The following is a 14,754-nucleotide window of genomic DNA, read 5'->3' on the forward strand; positions in this document are numbered from 1 at the left end:
GTTATCGGGCCGCGGCGACCAGGTCCAGCGCGATGTCGACCAGCAGGTCCTCCTGGCCGCCGACCAGCCGCCGTCGCCCGGCCTCCAGCAGGATCGCGCGCACATCGACCCCGTACCGGTCGGCGGCGGTCTCGGCGTGCCGCAGGAAGGAGCCGTAGACACCGGCGTAGCCCAGCGTCAGCGTCTCCCGATCCACCCGGACCGGCCGGTCCTGCAGCGGCCGGACGAGATCCTCGGCGGCGTCCTGCAGCGCCGGCAGGTCGCCGCCGTGCTCCCAGCCCCGCAGGTCGGCGACCGCGACGAACGCCTCGATCGGGCAGTTCCCGGCGCCCGCGCCCTGCCCGGCCAGCGACGCGTCGACCCGGGTCACGCCCTCCTCGACCGCGACCACCGAGTTGGCCACCGACAGCGACAGGTTCTCGTGGGCGTGGATGCCGATCTCGGTCGCCGGATCGAGCACGTCACGATAGGCGCGCACCCTTTCGCGTACGCCGTCCATCAGAAGCCGGCCCCCGGAATCCGTGACGTAGACGCAGTGCGCGCCGTACGACTCCATCAGCTTCGCCTGCGCGGCCAGCGCGACCGGCTCGGCCAGATGGCTCATCATCAGAAAACCGGAGACGTCCATGCCCAGCTCACGGGCGGTGGCGACGTGCTGGGCGGCGATGTCGGCCTCGGTGCAGTGGGTGGCCACCCGCACCGAGCGCACGCCGAGCGCGTACGCCCGCTTCAGGTCGGCGATCGTGCCGACCCCCGGCAGCAGCAGCGTGGTCAGCCGGGCGTGCGTGATGCTGGCCGCGGCGACCTCGATCCACTCTTCGTCGGTGTGCGAGCCGGGACCGTAGGTCAGGCTGCCGCCGGCCAGCCCGTCGCCGTGCGCCACCTCGATGCCGTCGGCCCCGGCGGCGTCGAGCGCGCGGACGATCGCGCCGACGGCGTCGGTGCTCATCCGGTGCCGGACGGCGTGCATCCCGTCCCGCAGCGTGACGTCCTGGAGGAACAGCCGGGTCATGAGCGCGTCTCCTTCAGCAGGCCGCCACGTGCGGCGGCCATCCGCTCGGCGACGGCGATCGCGGCCGAGGTCATGATGTCGAGATTTCCGGCGTACGCGGGCAGGTAGTGCGCCGCGCCCTCGACCTCGAGGAACACCGACACCTGATGGGTCACCGTGGCGGCGCCGGCGAGCGTGTGCACCGGCTGGTCCGCGGGCACCGGCGTGATCTGCACGGGTTGCTTGAGCCGATACCCGGGCACGTACCGGGCGACCGCGGCGACCATCTCCTCGACCGAGGACCGGATCGCCTCCCGGGTCGCGGCGTCCGGCGCGTCGACCAGGCACAGCACGGTGTCGCGCATGATCAGCGGCGGCTCGGCGGGATTGAGGACGATCAGCGCTTTGCCGCGGGCCGCGCCGCCGACCCGCTCGACGGCCCGCGAGGTGGTCTCGGTGAACTCGTCGATGTTGGCCCGGGTGCCGGGGCCGGCCGACTTCGAGGCGATCGAGGCGACGATTTCCGCGTACGGCATCGGAGCGAACCGGGAGACGGCGGCGACGACCGGGATCGTGGCCTGTCCGCCGCAGGTCACCATGTTGACGTTGCGGACGTCCCCGGCGGCCAGATGCTCGTCGAGGTTCACCGCGGGCACGACGTACGGCCCGATCGCCGCCGGCGTCAGATCGATCAGAATTTTGCCGTACGGCCGCAGCACGGCCTCGTTGGACAGGTGGGCCCGGGCCGAGGTGGCATCGAAGACGATCTCCACGTCGGCGAATCCGTCGAGCGTGACGAGCCCGCGGGCCCCGTCGGCGGTCGTGGCCACGCCCAGCCGCCGGGCCCGGGCCAGACCGTCCGAGCCGGGGTCGATGCCGGCCATCGCGGTCATCTCCAACGTTTCCGACAGCCGCAGCAGTTTGATCATGAGGTCGGTGCCGATGTTGCCCGACCCGAGAACGGCGACCTTCGTACGCATCAGACCTCCCCGAACCGGGCGGAGACCGTGCCGAGACCGGTGAAGCGGGCGCGGACGTGCATGCCCGGCCGCACCGGCACCATCGGGCCGAGCGCGCCGGCCAGCACCACCTGTCCCGCGCGCAACGGATCGCCGAGATCCCGGGCGGCGCCGGCCAGCCAGGCCAGCGCCGTCAGCGGGTCGCCGAGGCAGGCCGCGCCGGAACCGGTGGATACCACCTCGCCGTCGACGCTCATCTCCATCCGCACGTCGACCGGCTCGACCGCCCCGAGCCCGACCCGCGCCGGACCGAGCACGAACAGGCCGCTGGAGGCGTTGTCGGCGATCGTGTCGGCGATGCTGATGTCCCAGCCGGCGATCCGGCTGTCGACGATCTCCAGCGCCGGCGCCATCGCGCCCACCGCGGCCCGGACGCGATCCGCGGTGACCTCGTCGGCCAGGTCCGTCCGCAGCACGAACGCGACCTCGGCCTCGATCCGCGGTTGCAGCAGCCCGCCCACCGGGATGGCGTCCTCGCCGCTGACGTCCATGTCGTCGAAGAGGACGCCGAAGTCGGGGCGGTCGACGCCGAGCTGGTGCTGAACGGCCGCCGAGGTGAGCCCGATCTTGTGCCCGACGATCCGGGCGCGACCGGCCAGGCGGGCGGCGGTCAGTTCCGTCTGGACCCCGTAGGCCGCCTTGATGTCGTCGGCGCCGATCAGATCACGGACGGGTGGGCACGGAGTCCGGGTTCGCGCGGCGTCGAGCAGGCGTTGTGCTGCGGGCGAAGTCATGCCGCCACCCTGCCCGGCCGGTCGGCGCGCTCACCAGCTTTTTGTTCCGCTATCCGGAACTCAAGGTGGCGCGCCGAGCCAGGACGGCCGCGATGCCGGCCGCCGCGGCCTTCACCGGGCCCAGGTGCTGCCGCGGCTGGAAGCGCCCGACCGGCCCGGCGACGCTGACCGCGGCCACCGCCAGATCGTCGGCGTCCAGGATCGGAGCGCCGACGCAGACGATGCCGACCGCGGACTCCTCCGCCTCGAAGGTCACCCCCGTCTCGGCCGCCCGGTCGAGCTGGCGGCGCAGCAGAGCCGGCGAGGTCACGGTCCGCGGTGCCAGCCGGGCCAGCGGCGCCGCCAGCACCTCGGCGCGGACGGCGTCCGGCGCGAAGGCGAGCAGCGCCTTGCCGATCGCGGTGGCGTGCAAGGGGAGGCGCCCACCGAGCCGCGACGGCGCCCGCGCCTGGCGGTGGCCGCTCACCTTGGCCACGTAGACCACCTCGGCGCCCTCACGCAGACCCAGATGGACCGTCTCGTGGGTACGTTCGTAGAGGTCCTCGAGGAAGGGCGTCGCCACCTCGAGCAGGCCGCGCTCGACCGAGGCGCGCATGCCCAGCGTGAACAGATGCCCGCTGAGGTGGAACCGCCCGTTCACCCGGTCGAGCAGCCGGGCCACGACCAGCTCGGCGGTCAGCCGGTGCAGCGTCGCCTTCGGCAGGCCGGTACGCCGCTGCAACTCCGCGAACCCCAGGCCGCGATCGTCCGCGGTGAAGGCGTCGAGAATGGCCGCCACCTTCGCGATCACCGTCATCTCCGCAGCGTATGCCCGACTGGGCCGCTCTGGAGCACTTCGGTGGCCCGGACGACGACATCGCCCGGCTCATCTCCGACCTACACCTCTCCGAATTCCATCAAGAATCGGTCGCGGCCGACGCGGCCGTTGTGGTGGCGCCCCTGTTCAAGAGAAGGAATGGCCATCGCGCTACCGGTCGAAAGATCCGCAGGATAATCGGACGGCGTTCCTTATGCGGCATGGGACGGAATGCGAACGAGCGCAAGGGTGGCCGCCGGGCTGGGTGGACCGAACCGCGGTCGTCGTCCGGGCGGCTGAGCCGGCCGACGACCTGCCGTCGTCCCTGGGCGTGTCGCGCTTGGAGTCGCTGGCCGCTGCCCACCGCGGTCAGGCTCTGGGCCGGGACGCTGTCACAGCGTGACTCTTCTCGTCGCCCTCGGGACGGTCCAGGAGGGCAGTAGTTACCCGACGTGACAGAACGATTCCTTGAAGTCACAAGCATCGATGTCCGACGGGCTGGTCGAAGGGTCTGTCAGATCGATGCGCCGCCATCGGTGATGTTGCCTGTTGTTACCGCGTCCGCCACTCGATCAGTCGCACTTCCGCGGCTCTGAACACGTACGGTAATCCGCCATTGCGCCGGTTCGCATCAGATCACGACGGGATGGACATCATCCGTACGGGTGGTAATCTTGGCCCCGTTCGCGATGGTTTACTCAGGCCCGATCTGCCTGAGCCGTAAGTGTGTGCCATCGGTCGGCCCGGACTTTTAATCATTGATGTCCCGCGGTGAATTGAACGCTGCGCTAGATCAGCCGGAAACCGTTGGCATGAGCCTGAGAAATCGTCGCTCGGTACGTTCTGTCACGGAAGGGGCAAGCGTTGACGACAACAGCACGGGGGCTGTCGGCCAAGGCGCCGGCGGGGACGTCGAGACCGGTTCGCGACGGCCGGGCGGTGTGTACCGAGGAGGACGGGAGCCCGGTGCTGGTCACCCGGGTGGGCCTGCGCATTCCGGGCGGCCTCACGTACGAGAGCTGGGAACGCGCGGGGCAGCGCCTCGCGGACGTCGTCGATTCGTCGGCCTGGTGTCTCGGTGACTGGCTGATCCACGGTGAACGCGAGTACGGCGACCGCTACCGCCGGGCCGTCGAGGCGGTCGGCCTGGAATACCAGACGTTGCGCAACTACGCCTGGGTCGCTCGCCGGTTCACGATGGACCGGCGGCGGCCGGCGCTCAGCTTCCAGCACCACGCCGAGGTCGCCGGGCAGCCGGACGACGAACAGGACTACTGGCTGAGCCGTGCCGAAGAGAGCCGGTGGTCCAGGAACAAGCTGCGGTCACACGTCAAAGCGAAGCGCCGCGGCGGCGGCGAAAGCGAAAGGCAGGTCTCGCTACCCAGGATCGAGGCCGAGCAGGCGCGGCTCGACCGATGGCGGGCGGCCGCCGACCGGGCCGCGTGCAGCCTGGAGAGCTGGATCATCGCGAGCCTCGACACCGCCGCCGGCATCGTGCTCGAGGAAGGCCGGGCCGGCGCCGTCGCGGTCTGACCCGACACCCACCTCCGTGGAAGCGAAGCTGGCGTGAACGGGCGGGGGGCGGATCCGGTCACGGCGGCGGCCCTCTCGATGGCCTCCTGGGGTCACCCGCCCCGGGCGGCCAGGCGAGGCAGCCGCCGTGCCGGAACCGGAACCGCTACCGGGTGTCCGCCAACCGGCGGCGCACGCTGAGTGGAGTGATATCCGTCCACACCTGGTCGATGTGTTGCAGGCAATCGTCCTTGCCGCCGGTGAATCCCGATGGGCGCCACCCCGTGGGAATCTCGCGGTCGTCCGGCCAGATGGAGTACTGCTCTTCCTCGTTGAGCACGACCTTGTAGGTGCGTTCCTGATCGTTTTCCGTATTGACTGTCGACGTCACTCGAACACCTCCGAAATGAAGTGTAGGGGCGGTGTCCGGTGAAGTCGACAACAGTATCCTAGGTTGAGTCGGAGTCGCGCCTGCTATAGCGTCGGCGGGGATGCCGTTTCTGATAATGGCGATTTCCGTACGCAATTCGACCGTGTGACCGAAGGGTTGTCGACAGTGGCGCGTCAGGAACCTCAGGAATTGACCCAGGAGGCCCGAGAGCTGCTCAGGAGGCGACTGGAGGGCGCGGTGACCGCGGCGCCGACGGTGGCGGAGGCCGCGCCGCGGCGGCCGCCACTGTCGCTGGCTCAGCGCCGGCTCTGGTTCATCGATCGGCTCACCCAGGGCAGTCTCGCCTACAACGTGGCCGCCTCGTACCGGCTCAGCGGTCCCCTCGACCCGGACGCGCTGGACAGCGCGGTGCGGTTCGTGGCCCGCCGCCATGACGTCCTGCGGACGCACTTCGAGGCCGATGGGGACGCGGAGCCGTACCAGGTGGTCTCGGAAGCGCCGCCGCGCGGCCTGGAGCGGCACGACCTGTCGGCCGGGGACGATCCCTCCGAAGGGGCCCGTGCGCTGGCCCGGGCGGCCGCCGACACCCAGTTCGATCTGGACCGGGGACCGTTGTTCCGGACGTGGCTGGCGAAGCTCGGCCCGGCCGACCACGTCCTGGGGCTGGTGGTGCACCACACCCTGTTCGACCGGGAGTCGCTGGAGGTCTGGGCCGGCGAGGTCTCCGCCGCCTACGCCGCCTACGTCCAGCACCTCGAGCCCGGCCTGGCCCCGCTGCCGGCGCAATATGCCGACTACGCCGTCTGGCAGCACCGGTCCATGGCCGGGCCCCGTCTCGACGCCGAGACGCGGCACTGGCGGGAGCGTCTGCGGGGGGTGCCGTCGATCCTCGAGCTGCCGGCCGACCACGACCGCCCGGCGACGCCGACCTATCGGGCCGGTGCTGTTCCGGTCGCGGTACCCGGTGCGGTCGCCGCCGACCTCCGGAAGCTGACCGAGGCGGGTCAGGCGTCCCTCTTCATGACCGGCCTGGCGGCGTTCCAAGGGCTGCTCTCCCGGTACACCGCCAGCGCCGATGTCATCGTCGGCTGTCCCTTCAACGGGCGTACCCAGGTCAGGTTCGAGGGGCTGATCGGCTTCTTCGCGAACTCGCTGCCGATCCACGCGGACCTCGGTGACGACCCCTCGTTCGCCGAGCTGCTCCGGCGTACCCGGGAAACGATGTTGGAGGCCCACGAGCATCAGGACGTCCCCTTCGATCGCATCGTCCAGGAGGTGGCGCCGCCCCGGGATCTCGGCCGTAATCCGCTCTTCCAGGTGTGGTTCGACCTGTCCGGCGGCTCGACCGACGCCGCGTCGGGGCTGCTGGGCCTGGGCCAGGTCGAGGCCAGCTTCTTCAACGAGGGCCGGGTCCGGACCCGGTTCGATCTGGAACTGCACCTGAACGAGGAGTCCGGCGGCGGCCTCGGCGGGCGGCTGCTCTATGCGCGGGATCTGCTCGAGGACGAAACCGCGCGGACCTTTGTGGACCATTACCAGGCTTTCCTCGCCGCCGTCGCGGTGAATCCCCACCAGCGGATCTCCGAGGTTCCGATCTTCTCCGCCGACCAGCTCCGGACGATTCTGGTCGACTGGGGGACGGCTGCGCCCTGAGCTCCGTCCCGCCGGCGAGACACGGCTTGCCCAGGTCTGTCCGTGTATGACAGCCTGGCGGGATTGTCGTGACTACCGCGGGAGAGGTTGAAGCCACTGAGCAGGGGACAGGCCATCCGGGGAAAACTCGAGGTGCTGAGGGAACGCAACTTCCGGGTCTTCCTCCTCGGTTACTCCACGTCGGCTTTCGGAACCTCGATGGCCACGGTCGCCCTGGCGTTCGCGGTTCTCCACGACGGCGGTTCGCTCACCGACCTCAGCCTCGTGCTGGCCGCCCGGATCGTGCCGATGGTCCTCTTCCTCATCGGTGGCGGCGTGCTGGGCGACCGGCTTCCGCGGCGGACGGTGATGTTGTATGCCGACTTCCTGCGCGCCCTCACCCAGGGCACGGTCGCCGTCCTGTTCATCGTGGGAGCACCGCCGCTCTGGGCGTTGCTGGTCCTGGTCGGCGTCGGCGGGCTCGGCGAGGCGGTCTTCCGCCCGTCCTTCGACGGGCTGGTGCCCTCGCTGGTGTCGCCCGGCCGCCTCCAGGAGGCGAACGCGCTTCTGGGTCTGTGCCAGTCGATGGCGAACGTCGGCGGTCCGGCGCTGGCCGGTGTCCTGGTCGCCCTCACCAGCCCGAGTGTCGTGCTGGTGGTGGACGCACTCAGCTATCTGCCGAGCATCGCGTCGCTCCTGATCCTGCGGCTCGCCGACACCCGGCCGAAGTTCACCTCGTCGGTGCTGCATGACCTGCGCTCGGGCTGGCGGCTGTTCTGGTCCTATCCGTGGCTCTGGACGGTCACCCTCCAGTTCACCTTCTTCAACCTGGTGGTCTGGGCGCCGTACCTGGTGCTGGGGCCGCCCAGCGCGGATCGCAGCTACGGCGGGGCGGGCGCCTGGGGCACCATCGTGGCGCTGTACGGCGCCGGCTCGATCGTCGGCGGCCTGTTCCTGCTCGGCCGGCGTCCGCAGCGTCCTCTGGTCGTCACCACCATCGTCACCTTCGCCTGGGCGGCGCCGTCCGCGGCCCTCGCCCTGCACGCCCCGCTGATCGTGGTGTGCCTGGCCGCGATTCCGGCCGGCGTCGCCAACTCGGTCTTCAACGGGCTCTGGATGACCACCATCCAGCAGCATGTGCCGAGCGAGGCGATCTCCCGGGTGATGTCCTATGTGGCCTTCGGCGCCTATTCGGTCGGTCCGCTCGGGCTGGCGCTGGCCGGCCCCATCGCCGAAGCGACCAGCATCTCGGCCGTCCTCGCGGTCGGTGTGCTCTGGCAGTTGCTGGCCAACTCGCTCGTGCTGACGATGCCGGCGGTGCGCGGGCTGCGGAGCCGTCCGGCGCCGGCGGACGAGCCCGCCGAGGCGGCCCCGCGGCGCTGACCGGCCCGGAGCCATGGCGCCGTAAAGTAATGGATACCGAATAGAGCGTCAAGGTCCCTGATCCCGCGCATTGTCTCGCCGGCGGGACAATGGCGATGACTCGATGGATCCCACTAGACTCGGCTCGTCCGGCATTGATTGCACGGACTTCCCGGCGAGCCTTTTCCGCGCCGATCAGCGCATTTATTTCCGGCCAATTCCTGCCGCCCTCGTATTAACGTCGGCAGCCGCGCGATGACCGGACATCCGGCCATCGGCACAGGAGGTGCATAGGTGAACATTCGAACTCCCGGCGAGGAATCGGTGTGGGAGATGGTGCGGGCGGTGGCCGATTCGCAGCCCGATGCCATCGCGATCACCGATGGTCTCGACCGCGTGACGTTCGCCGGCCTGATCGCCGAGGCGGAGCGGATCGGCTCTGCGCTGCGAGGGCTGGGCGTGACCCCGGGCTCGGTGGTCGCGATCTGTGCCGAGCGCTCCGTGCGGCAGGTGGTGACGGCGCTGGGCGTGTTCGCGGCCGGCGCGGCCATCGCCCCGTTCGACGTGCGCGCCGCCGCGGCCACGACCCGGCGCAGCGTCGAGCGGCTCCGGCCGGCCCTGGCGGTGGCCGACGAGGAAGGACGGGCGGTCCTGCCGGACGCGGTCGCACTGGACGATCTCGGACGGCCCGGCGGGTCCGACGTCGGCGCCGGCCCCTCGAACCAGGCGCCCGGGACGCTGGCCTACGTTCTGCACACCTCGGGTTCGCTCGGACGGCCCAAGCCGGTCCTCATCCCGCACTCGGCGGTCGCCAACCGGTTCGCCTGGGGACAGACGCGTTATCCGCTGGGACCGGATGACGTGGTGGCCTACTACGGTTCGCTGGTCTTCGACTGCACGTTCTGGGTGGTGTTCGCTCCGCTCTGCTTCGGCTCCACGCTGCTGGTGGCGCCGCCCGGCATCGAGGCCGAGCCGGAGAAGCTGGCGGATCTGGTGGTCCGGCACGACGTCACCGTGATGCACTTCGTGCCGTCGCTGCTGCGGGAGTTCCTGGCCGGCGGCGGTGGGCCCGGCTTGGCCGGGCTGCGCAACGTGCTGATCGCGGGGGAGCGGCTCACCGGTGACCTCGTGGGTGAGGTGTTCGCGGCCTCGTCCGGCCAGGTGTTCAACCAGTACGGCCCCACCGAGGCGTGTATCGACATCCTCACCTGGCCGTTGCGGCCCGGTGACACCGACGCTGACGCGGTGCCGATCGGGCGGCCCATCGACGGAGTCTCCGCCCATGTGCTGGACGACCGTGGCGAGCCCGTACCGGACGGCGTACCGGGCGAACTCCATGTCGGTGGGGTGTGCCTCGCCTGGGGTTACGGTGCCTCGGGCGGCGCGACGGCGGCGGCCTTCCGGCCGGATCCGTTCTCCGGTGTGCCGGGCGCCCGGCTGTACCGCACCGGCGATCTGGTCAGCCGTCGCCCGGACGGGGTGATGGAATTTCTGGGGCGGGTCGACCATCAGGTGAAGATCCGCGGCGTACGGATCGAGCCCTCCGACGTCGAGCACGCGCTGGTGCAGCACCCGGGGATCGCCCAGGCGGCCGTGGTGGCCGTACCCGGCGTGGGTGAACGGATGTCCCTCGCCGCTCACGTGGTGCCGCTGTCGGAGCCACCGAAGGCGGCGGATCTGCGTCGCTTTCTCGCCGACCACGTGCTGTCGGCCGCCGTACCCGGCACGTTCGCTTTCCACACCGACCTGCCGAGGCTGGCCAGCGGCAAGATCGACCGCCGGGAGCTGCTGCGCCTCTCGGCGGAGGAGGAGGCGGCGACGCGGCCCACGGCCCAGGAGGCCGAGCCGCACGAGCCGCCGCGCACCGCGTCCGAGCGGAAGATCGCGGAGATCTGGGAGTCGCTGTTCGGCGTCACCGGGCTCGGCCGGTCGGCGGACTTCGTCGCTCTGGGCGGCCAGTCGCTGCTGGCCATGCGCATGATCGCCCGGGTACGCGCGGCGTTCGACGTCCGTATCCCGGCGCGGAGCATCTTCGACGCCACGACGGTCCGAGCCTTCGCGCTGGTCGTGGACGACGCCGTGTGGTCGGCCGGTCAGTCCCGATCCGAGCCCGGGGCGAGCGCTGTCACGCCATCGGCGGGGCCCGTCCCGCTCGGTCCGGACCGAGCGGGAACCCCATGACCGCGGACTGTGCCGCGCTCGTCGTCCCGCGGCGGTTCAACGGACCGGCCGGCTCGGCGCACGGTGGCTATCTGTGCGGCCGGCTGGCGTCGATGAGCGCCGCCCAGCACGGTCCGAACGCGGTGGTGACGTTGCTGGAGCCGCCGCCGCTGGAGACGCCGCTACGGTTCGAGCGGGGCACACCGAGATCCCGGTTGACGGTCGGTGACCGGTTGCTGGCCATGGTGGCCACGGCCGGGCCGCCGGTCGTCGAGCCGCCCGCCTTCGTGACGCCCGAGGCCGCCGAGCGCGCGTCGGCCGGGTTCGCGGGGCGCGGCCGGCACCCCTTCCCGACCTGTTTCGCGTGTGGGCCGCGACGGGACGAGGGCGACGGTCTGCGCCTCGCGCCCGGCCGCCTGGAGAGTGTGCCGGACACGGTGGCCTGCCGATGGATCCCGCATCCCGGACTCGGCCGGGGCGGCGTCGTCCCGGCCGAGATCGTCTGGGCCGCGCTGGATTGCCCGGGCGGCTGGATCACCGATCCGGCCGCGAATCCGATGCTGCTCAACCGGATGTCGGCCGTCGTCGATCGGCTGCCGGCGGTGGGCACGCCGTACGTCATCGTCTCCACCCTGCGCGAGCGCAACGGCCGGGTGCTGAGGAACGCCGGCGCCCTCTACGACACGACCGGCGAGCTGCTCGCCCGGGCCACCGCGAGCTGGGTCGTGCTGGCTGCCTCGACCGACGAACGAGAGGGACGCGAGGAATGAGGCTCAGCGTGCCGTCCGGCCAGGAGTCCGTCGACCTGGCGACGGTGGATCTTTTCGACCCGGGGCTGTACGCCTCGGGTGACCCGCACCCGATCTGGACGGCCATGCGTGAGCGGTCGCCGGTGCATCGGCAGACGATGCCGGACGGCCGGTCGTTCTGGTCGGTGACCACGTACGACGAGGTCAATGAGGTGCTGCGCGACCACACGCGGTTCACGTCGCAGCGGGGAACTCTGCTGTCCATCCTCGGCGGCACGGACCCGGCCGGTGGGAAGATGATGGCGGCGAGCGACCCACCGGTGCACACCGCCATGCGGGAGCCGCTCATGAAGGTGCTCTCGCATCGTTCCCTCAAGGGCCGGATGCCGGAGATCCGCCGGTTGGCCCGGCGGATGCTCGCCCCGCTGGCCGACGGCGGCGAGCTCGATCTCGCGGCGGCCGGCGCGGGCTTCCCGATGGCCTTCACCGGCGCTCTCATGGGGTTGCCCGAGCCGGACTGGCCCCGGCTGACCCGGCTCACCACGATGGCCATCGCCGCCGACGACCCGTCGTTCCGGGAGGGAAGCAGCCGGGGCACGCTGGTGGCCGCCCATCACGAACTGTTCGACTACTTCGCCCGGCACGTCCGGGCGGTGACCGCGGACGATCGCGACGACCTCGTCGGCTTCCTGCTGCGGATGGAGGTCTCGGGGCGGCCGCTGGAGCTCGACGAGATCGTCTACAACTGCTACAGCCTGCTGCTGGGCGCCAATGTGACCACACCGCACGCGATCGCCGGCACCGTGCTCGCCTTCGCCGAGAACCCCGGCGAGTACCGGCGCCTGACGGCGGATCCGGCGCTGGTGCCGTCCGCGGTGGAGGAGGGGTTGCGGTGGTCCTCGCCGGCCAACCACTTCCTGCGGCACGCCGTGCACGACACGGTTCTGGGCGGAACGCCGATCGCCGAGGGTGAAGCGCTGGTCGCCTGGCTCGGCTCGGCCAACCGTGACGAACGGATCTTCGAGGATCCCTTCCGGTTCGATGTCGGCCGTACGCCGAACCGGCATGTCGCCTTCGGCTTCGGGCCGCACTACTGCGTGGGCGCCCCGCTGGCCCGGATCGCGCTCCGGGTCTTCTTCGAGGAGGTCGTCGCCGGGGTGGCCGAGTTCCGGATCGCCGGGCCGGTCGAGCATCTGGCGTCCAACTTCGTGGCCGGGATCAAGCGTCTGCCGGTCACCGCAGACCTGCGCGAGAGCGGTGCCGGAGACCTGGCCGACGCGCTGTCCACCGGCGGTCCGCTGACCTTCCCGGCGTCCTGAGATCGACCCTTCGAGCCCGAGAGCGAGGCGAGCCATGGTTTCCGCGGAGCGTCCCAAGCGCTGGCTGTTACGCCGACCCGACCCCGATGCTCCGGCGCGGTTGTTCTGTTTCCCGTACTCCGGGGTGGGCGCGTCGATGTACAAGCGGTGGCCGGGACGGATCGGCGACACCGAGGTCTGCCGGGTCCAGTTGCCGGCCCGGGAGAACCGGGTGCGTGAGCCCCACTACGGCACCTATGAGAAGCTCGCCGAGGATCTCGTCGACGGTCTCCGGCCCTACCTGGACCGGCCGTTCGGCTTCTTCGGTCACTGCGGCGGCGCCCTGCCGGCCTTCGCCACGGCCCTGCTCCTCGCCCGGCGCGACCTGCCGGTTCCCGCAAGGTTGTTCATCTCGTCCCAGGTCGCTCCGCATGACGGCCCGTACGGCCGGTTCCTGCATCTCACCGACGACGAGCTGACCGACGAGCTCAGCGCCTTCGTCGTCGCCATGGGCGGAACGCCACATCCGGACCTGCTGGAGCTGGGACTGAGCACGCTGAAGTCGGACATCGCGGCGAACCGCGCCTATCGGCTGCCGTCGCCGGTGGTGCTGCCGTCCGTGATCCAGGTGCTCGGCTGGGAACAGGACGACGAGGTGCGGCCGGCGCTGATGACCGGTTGGGCGGAGTACGCCCGTCCCGGTGACGTACGCAGCGCGGTGCTCGCCGGCGGCCATCACGCCTTCCTGACCGCGCCGGAGGAACTGCTGAGTCTGCTCGGCGCGGCGATGGACGACGCGGTGGCCGAGGCGGTTCCGGCATGAGCCGCGCCCCGCAGGTCTTTGTAGCGGCACAAGAGAGGAAGCGCGGATGATGACCGGCATCGCAGATGCTCACCCGACGGGGCAGCCCAGGGAGAAGAGCGACCCGGATCCCTATCCGAACTACGCCTGGATGCGCGAGCACGCGCCGGTCAGCCCCGTCTTCAGCCCGTACGCGGCCGGGACGACCTGGTTGGTGACGTCCTACGATCTGGTGCGGGCCAGCCTGGCCGACACCCGGCTGAGCAATGACGACCGGAACTCCAGCGCCCCGCCGGCGCCGTTCGGCAGTGGCGAGTGGGATCCGGCCCGCGGCCTGCTCGACCTCGACCGTCCGGAACACGCGCGGCTGCGGCGCCTCGTGGCCGGGGCGTTCAGCCCGGGCGCGGTGGAACGCATGCGCGGCATGGTGCAGCGGATCGCCGACGAAGCGATCGACTCGTTCGCCGGATCGGGCGCCGTTGACCTGGTGAGCTCGTTCTCGCTACCGGTGCCGGTCGGCATCATCCACGAGGTGCTGGGCGTGCCGGCCTCGGAACGGGAGGCGCCGGCGCGCTGCCTGGATCTGTTCTACCGCGCCGGGATGACCCAGCCGATCGACGTGCCGGCGCTCACCGCGCTGGTGGACTACGTCAAGCGCCTCGCCGACTACAAGCGCGTCAACCCGGGCGACGATGTGGCCGCTCACCTGATCCGCGGGTTCGAGTCCGGCGACCTGCGCGACGAGAACGAGCTGCACAGCATGATCCTGTCGGTGCTCGGCGCCGGGCACGTGACGACCGTGCAGTTCCTCGGCTGCGCCGTCCTGCGCCTCCTCCAGCACCCCGATCAGCTCGCCGCGGTCCGCGAGGGGCGCGTCTCCTGGGCGGCCGTGGTGAACGAGGTGCTGCGGTACGACTCGCCGGTGCAGGCGTCCGCGTACCGCTATGCGAGCGAGGATCTCGAGATCGGCGGCGTCCCGATCGCCAAGGGCGACTCGGTGCTGATCTCGCTGGCCGCGGCCAACCGCGACCCGGAGCGTTTCGAGCAGCCGGACGAGTTCCGCGCCGACCGTGACGCCCGCGGGAACGTGGCCTTCGGGCATGGGACGCACCTGTGCCTGGGAGCGCAGCTGGCACGGCTGGAAGGGGAGGTGGCACTCGAGACCCTCTTCCGCCGGCTGCCGGACCTCAGTCTCGATGTCCGGCCCGACGATGTCGTCTGGGCCTACGGACCGATGCTGCGGGGGCCTCGACGGCTGCCCGTCACGTTCTCGTGCTGACGGTCCGGCCGCCGGCGCCGACACTCTCA

Annotated in this window: 14 protein-coding genes; 9 read left to right on the forward strand and 5 right to left on the reverse strand. The window is 71.0% G+C overall.

Annotated elements, in window-relative coordinates; genetic code table 11:
• Position 1: 1 nt before the first annotated feature.
• From dmpG to AB0O15_RS29585, 4 genes are read right to left on the reverse strand one after another with little or no spacing between them, the layout of a single operon-like run.
• Positions 2-1,012, reverse strand: coding sequence for a 4-hydroxy-2-oxovalerate aldolase (dmpG, locus tag AB0O15_RS29570; RefSeq protein ID WP_364324765.1), 1,011 nt, complete (start codon positions 1,010-1,012; stop codon positions 2-4).
• Complete coding sequence (locus AB0O15_RS29575; protein ID WP_364324768.1) at positions 1,009-1,971, reverse strand: acetaldehyde dehydrogenase (acetylating); 963 nt, start codon at positions 1,969-1,971, stop codon at positions 1,009-1,011. The genes dmpG and AB0O15_RS29575 overlap by 4 nt, the downstream gene beginning before the upstream one ends.
• Positions 1,971-2,744 (reverse strand): fumarylacetoacetate hydrolase family protein, encoded by a 774-nt coding sequence (locus tag AB0O15_RS29580; RefSeq protein ID WP_364324771.1) that lies wholly within the window; start codon positions 2,742-2,744, stop codon positions 1,971-1,973. Before AB0O15_RS29580 ends, AB0O15_RS29575 begins: the two co-directional genes overlap by 1 nt.
• A gap of 49 nt (positions 2,745-2,793) precedes the next feature.
• Positions 2,794-3,540, reverse strand: coding sequence for an IclR family transcriptional regulator (locus AB0O15_RS29585; RefSeq protein ID WP_364324774.1), 747 nt, complete (start codon positions 3,538-3,540; stop codon positions 2,794-2,796).
• 265 nt (positions 3,541-3,805) lie between these two features.
• Here AB0O15_RS29585 and AB0O15_RS29590 point away from each other — a divergent pair, with 265 nt between their 5' ends.
• Entirely contained in the window at positions 3,806-3,943 is a 138-nt protein-coding gene (locus AB0O15_RS29590; protein ID WP_364324777.1) for a hypothetical protein, read from the forward strand.
• 461 nt (positions 3,944-4,404) lie between these two features.
• Complete coding sequence (locus AB0O15_RS29595) at positions 4,405-5,073, forward strand: LmbU family transcriptional regulator (protein WP_364324780.1); 669 nt, start codon at positions 4,405-4,407, stop codon at positions 5,071-5,073.
• Between the two features lie 145 nt (positions 5,074-5,218).
• On the opposite strand, the gene AB0O15_RS29600 is transcribed toward AB0O15_RS29595, so the two are convergent.
• Positions 5,219-5,443 carry an MbtH family protein gene (locus tag AB0O15_RS29600; RefSeq protein WP_364324783.1) on the reverse strand — a complete coding sequence of 75 codons (225 nt, stop codon included), beginning with the start codon at positions 5,441-5,443 and terminating at the stop codon, positions 5,219-5,221.
• A gap of 165 nt (positions 5,444-5,608) precedes the next feature.
• Between AB0O15_RS29600 and AB0O15_RS29605 the strand changes: the two genes are divergently transcribed.
• From AB0O15_RS29605 to AB0O15_RS29635, 7 genes are all read left to right on the forward strand, one after another.
• Entirely contained in the window at positions 5,609-7,096 is a 1,488-nt protein-coding gene (locus AB0O15_RS29605; RefSeq protein WP_364324786.1) for a condensation domain-containing protein, read from the forward strand.
• A 132-nt stretch (positions 7,097-7,228) separates the two neighbouring features.
• Positions 7,229-8,458 (forward strand): MFS transporter, encoded by a 1,230-nt coding sequence (locus AB0O15_RS29610; RefSeq protein WP_364324789.1) that lies wholly within the window; start codon positions 7,229-7,231, stop codon positions 8,456-8,458.
• A gap of 273 nt (positions 8,459-8,731) precedes the next feature.
• The gene (locus tag AB0O15_RS29615) at positions 8,732-10,618 is read left to right on the forward strand and encodes a non-ribosomal peptide synthetase (protein WP_364324792.1); all 1,887 of its coding nucleotides are present in this window, start codon (positions 8,732-8,734) and stop codon (positions 10,616-10,618) included.
• Positions 10,615-11,367 carry a hypothetical protein gene (locus AB0O15_RS29620; RefSeq protein WP_364324795.1) on the forward strand — a complete coding sequence of 251 codons (753 nt, stop codon included), beginning with the start codon at positions 10,615-10,617 and terminating at the stop codon, positions 11,365-11,367. The genes AB0O15_RS29615 and AB0O15_RS29620 overlap by 4 nt, the downstream gene beginning before the upstream one ends.
• Positions 11,364-12,665, forward strand: coding sequence for a cytochrome P450 (locus AB0O15_RS29625; RefSeq protein WP_364324798.1), 1,302 nt, complete (start codon positions 11,364-11,366; stop codon positions 12,663-12,665). Before AB0O15_RS29620 ends, AB0O15_RS29625 begins: the two co-directional genes overlap by 4 nt.
• Before the next feature lie 34 nt (positions 12,666-12,699).
• The gene (locus AB0O15_RS29630; protein ID WP_364324801.1) at positions 12,700-13,467 is read left to right on the forward strand and encodes a thioesterase domain-containing protein; all 768 of its coding nucleotides are present in this window, start codon (positions 12,700-12,702) and stop codon (positions 13,465-13,467) included.
• Positions 13,468-13,513: 46 nt separating this feature from the next.
• Complete coding sequence (locus tag AB0O15_RS29635) at positions 13,514-14,725, forward strand: cytochrome P450 (RefSeq protein WP_364324804.1); 1,212 nt, start codon at positions 13,514-13,516, stop codon at positions 14,723-14,725.
• Positions 14,726-14,754: the final 29 nt, after the last annotated feature.

It is taken from the genome of Actinoplanes sp. NPDC089786, assembly GCF_040684855.1.
In the GTDB taxonomy this organism is placed as follows: domain Bacteria; phylum Actinomycetota; class Actinomycetes; order Mycobacteriales; family Micromonosporaceae; genus Actinoplanes.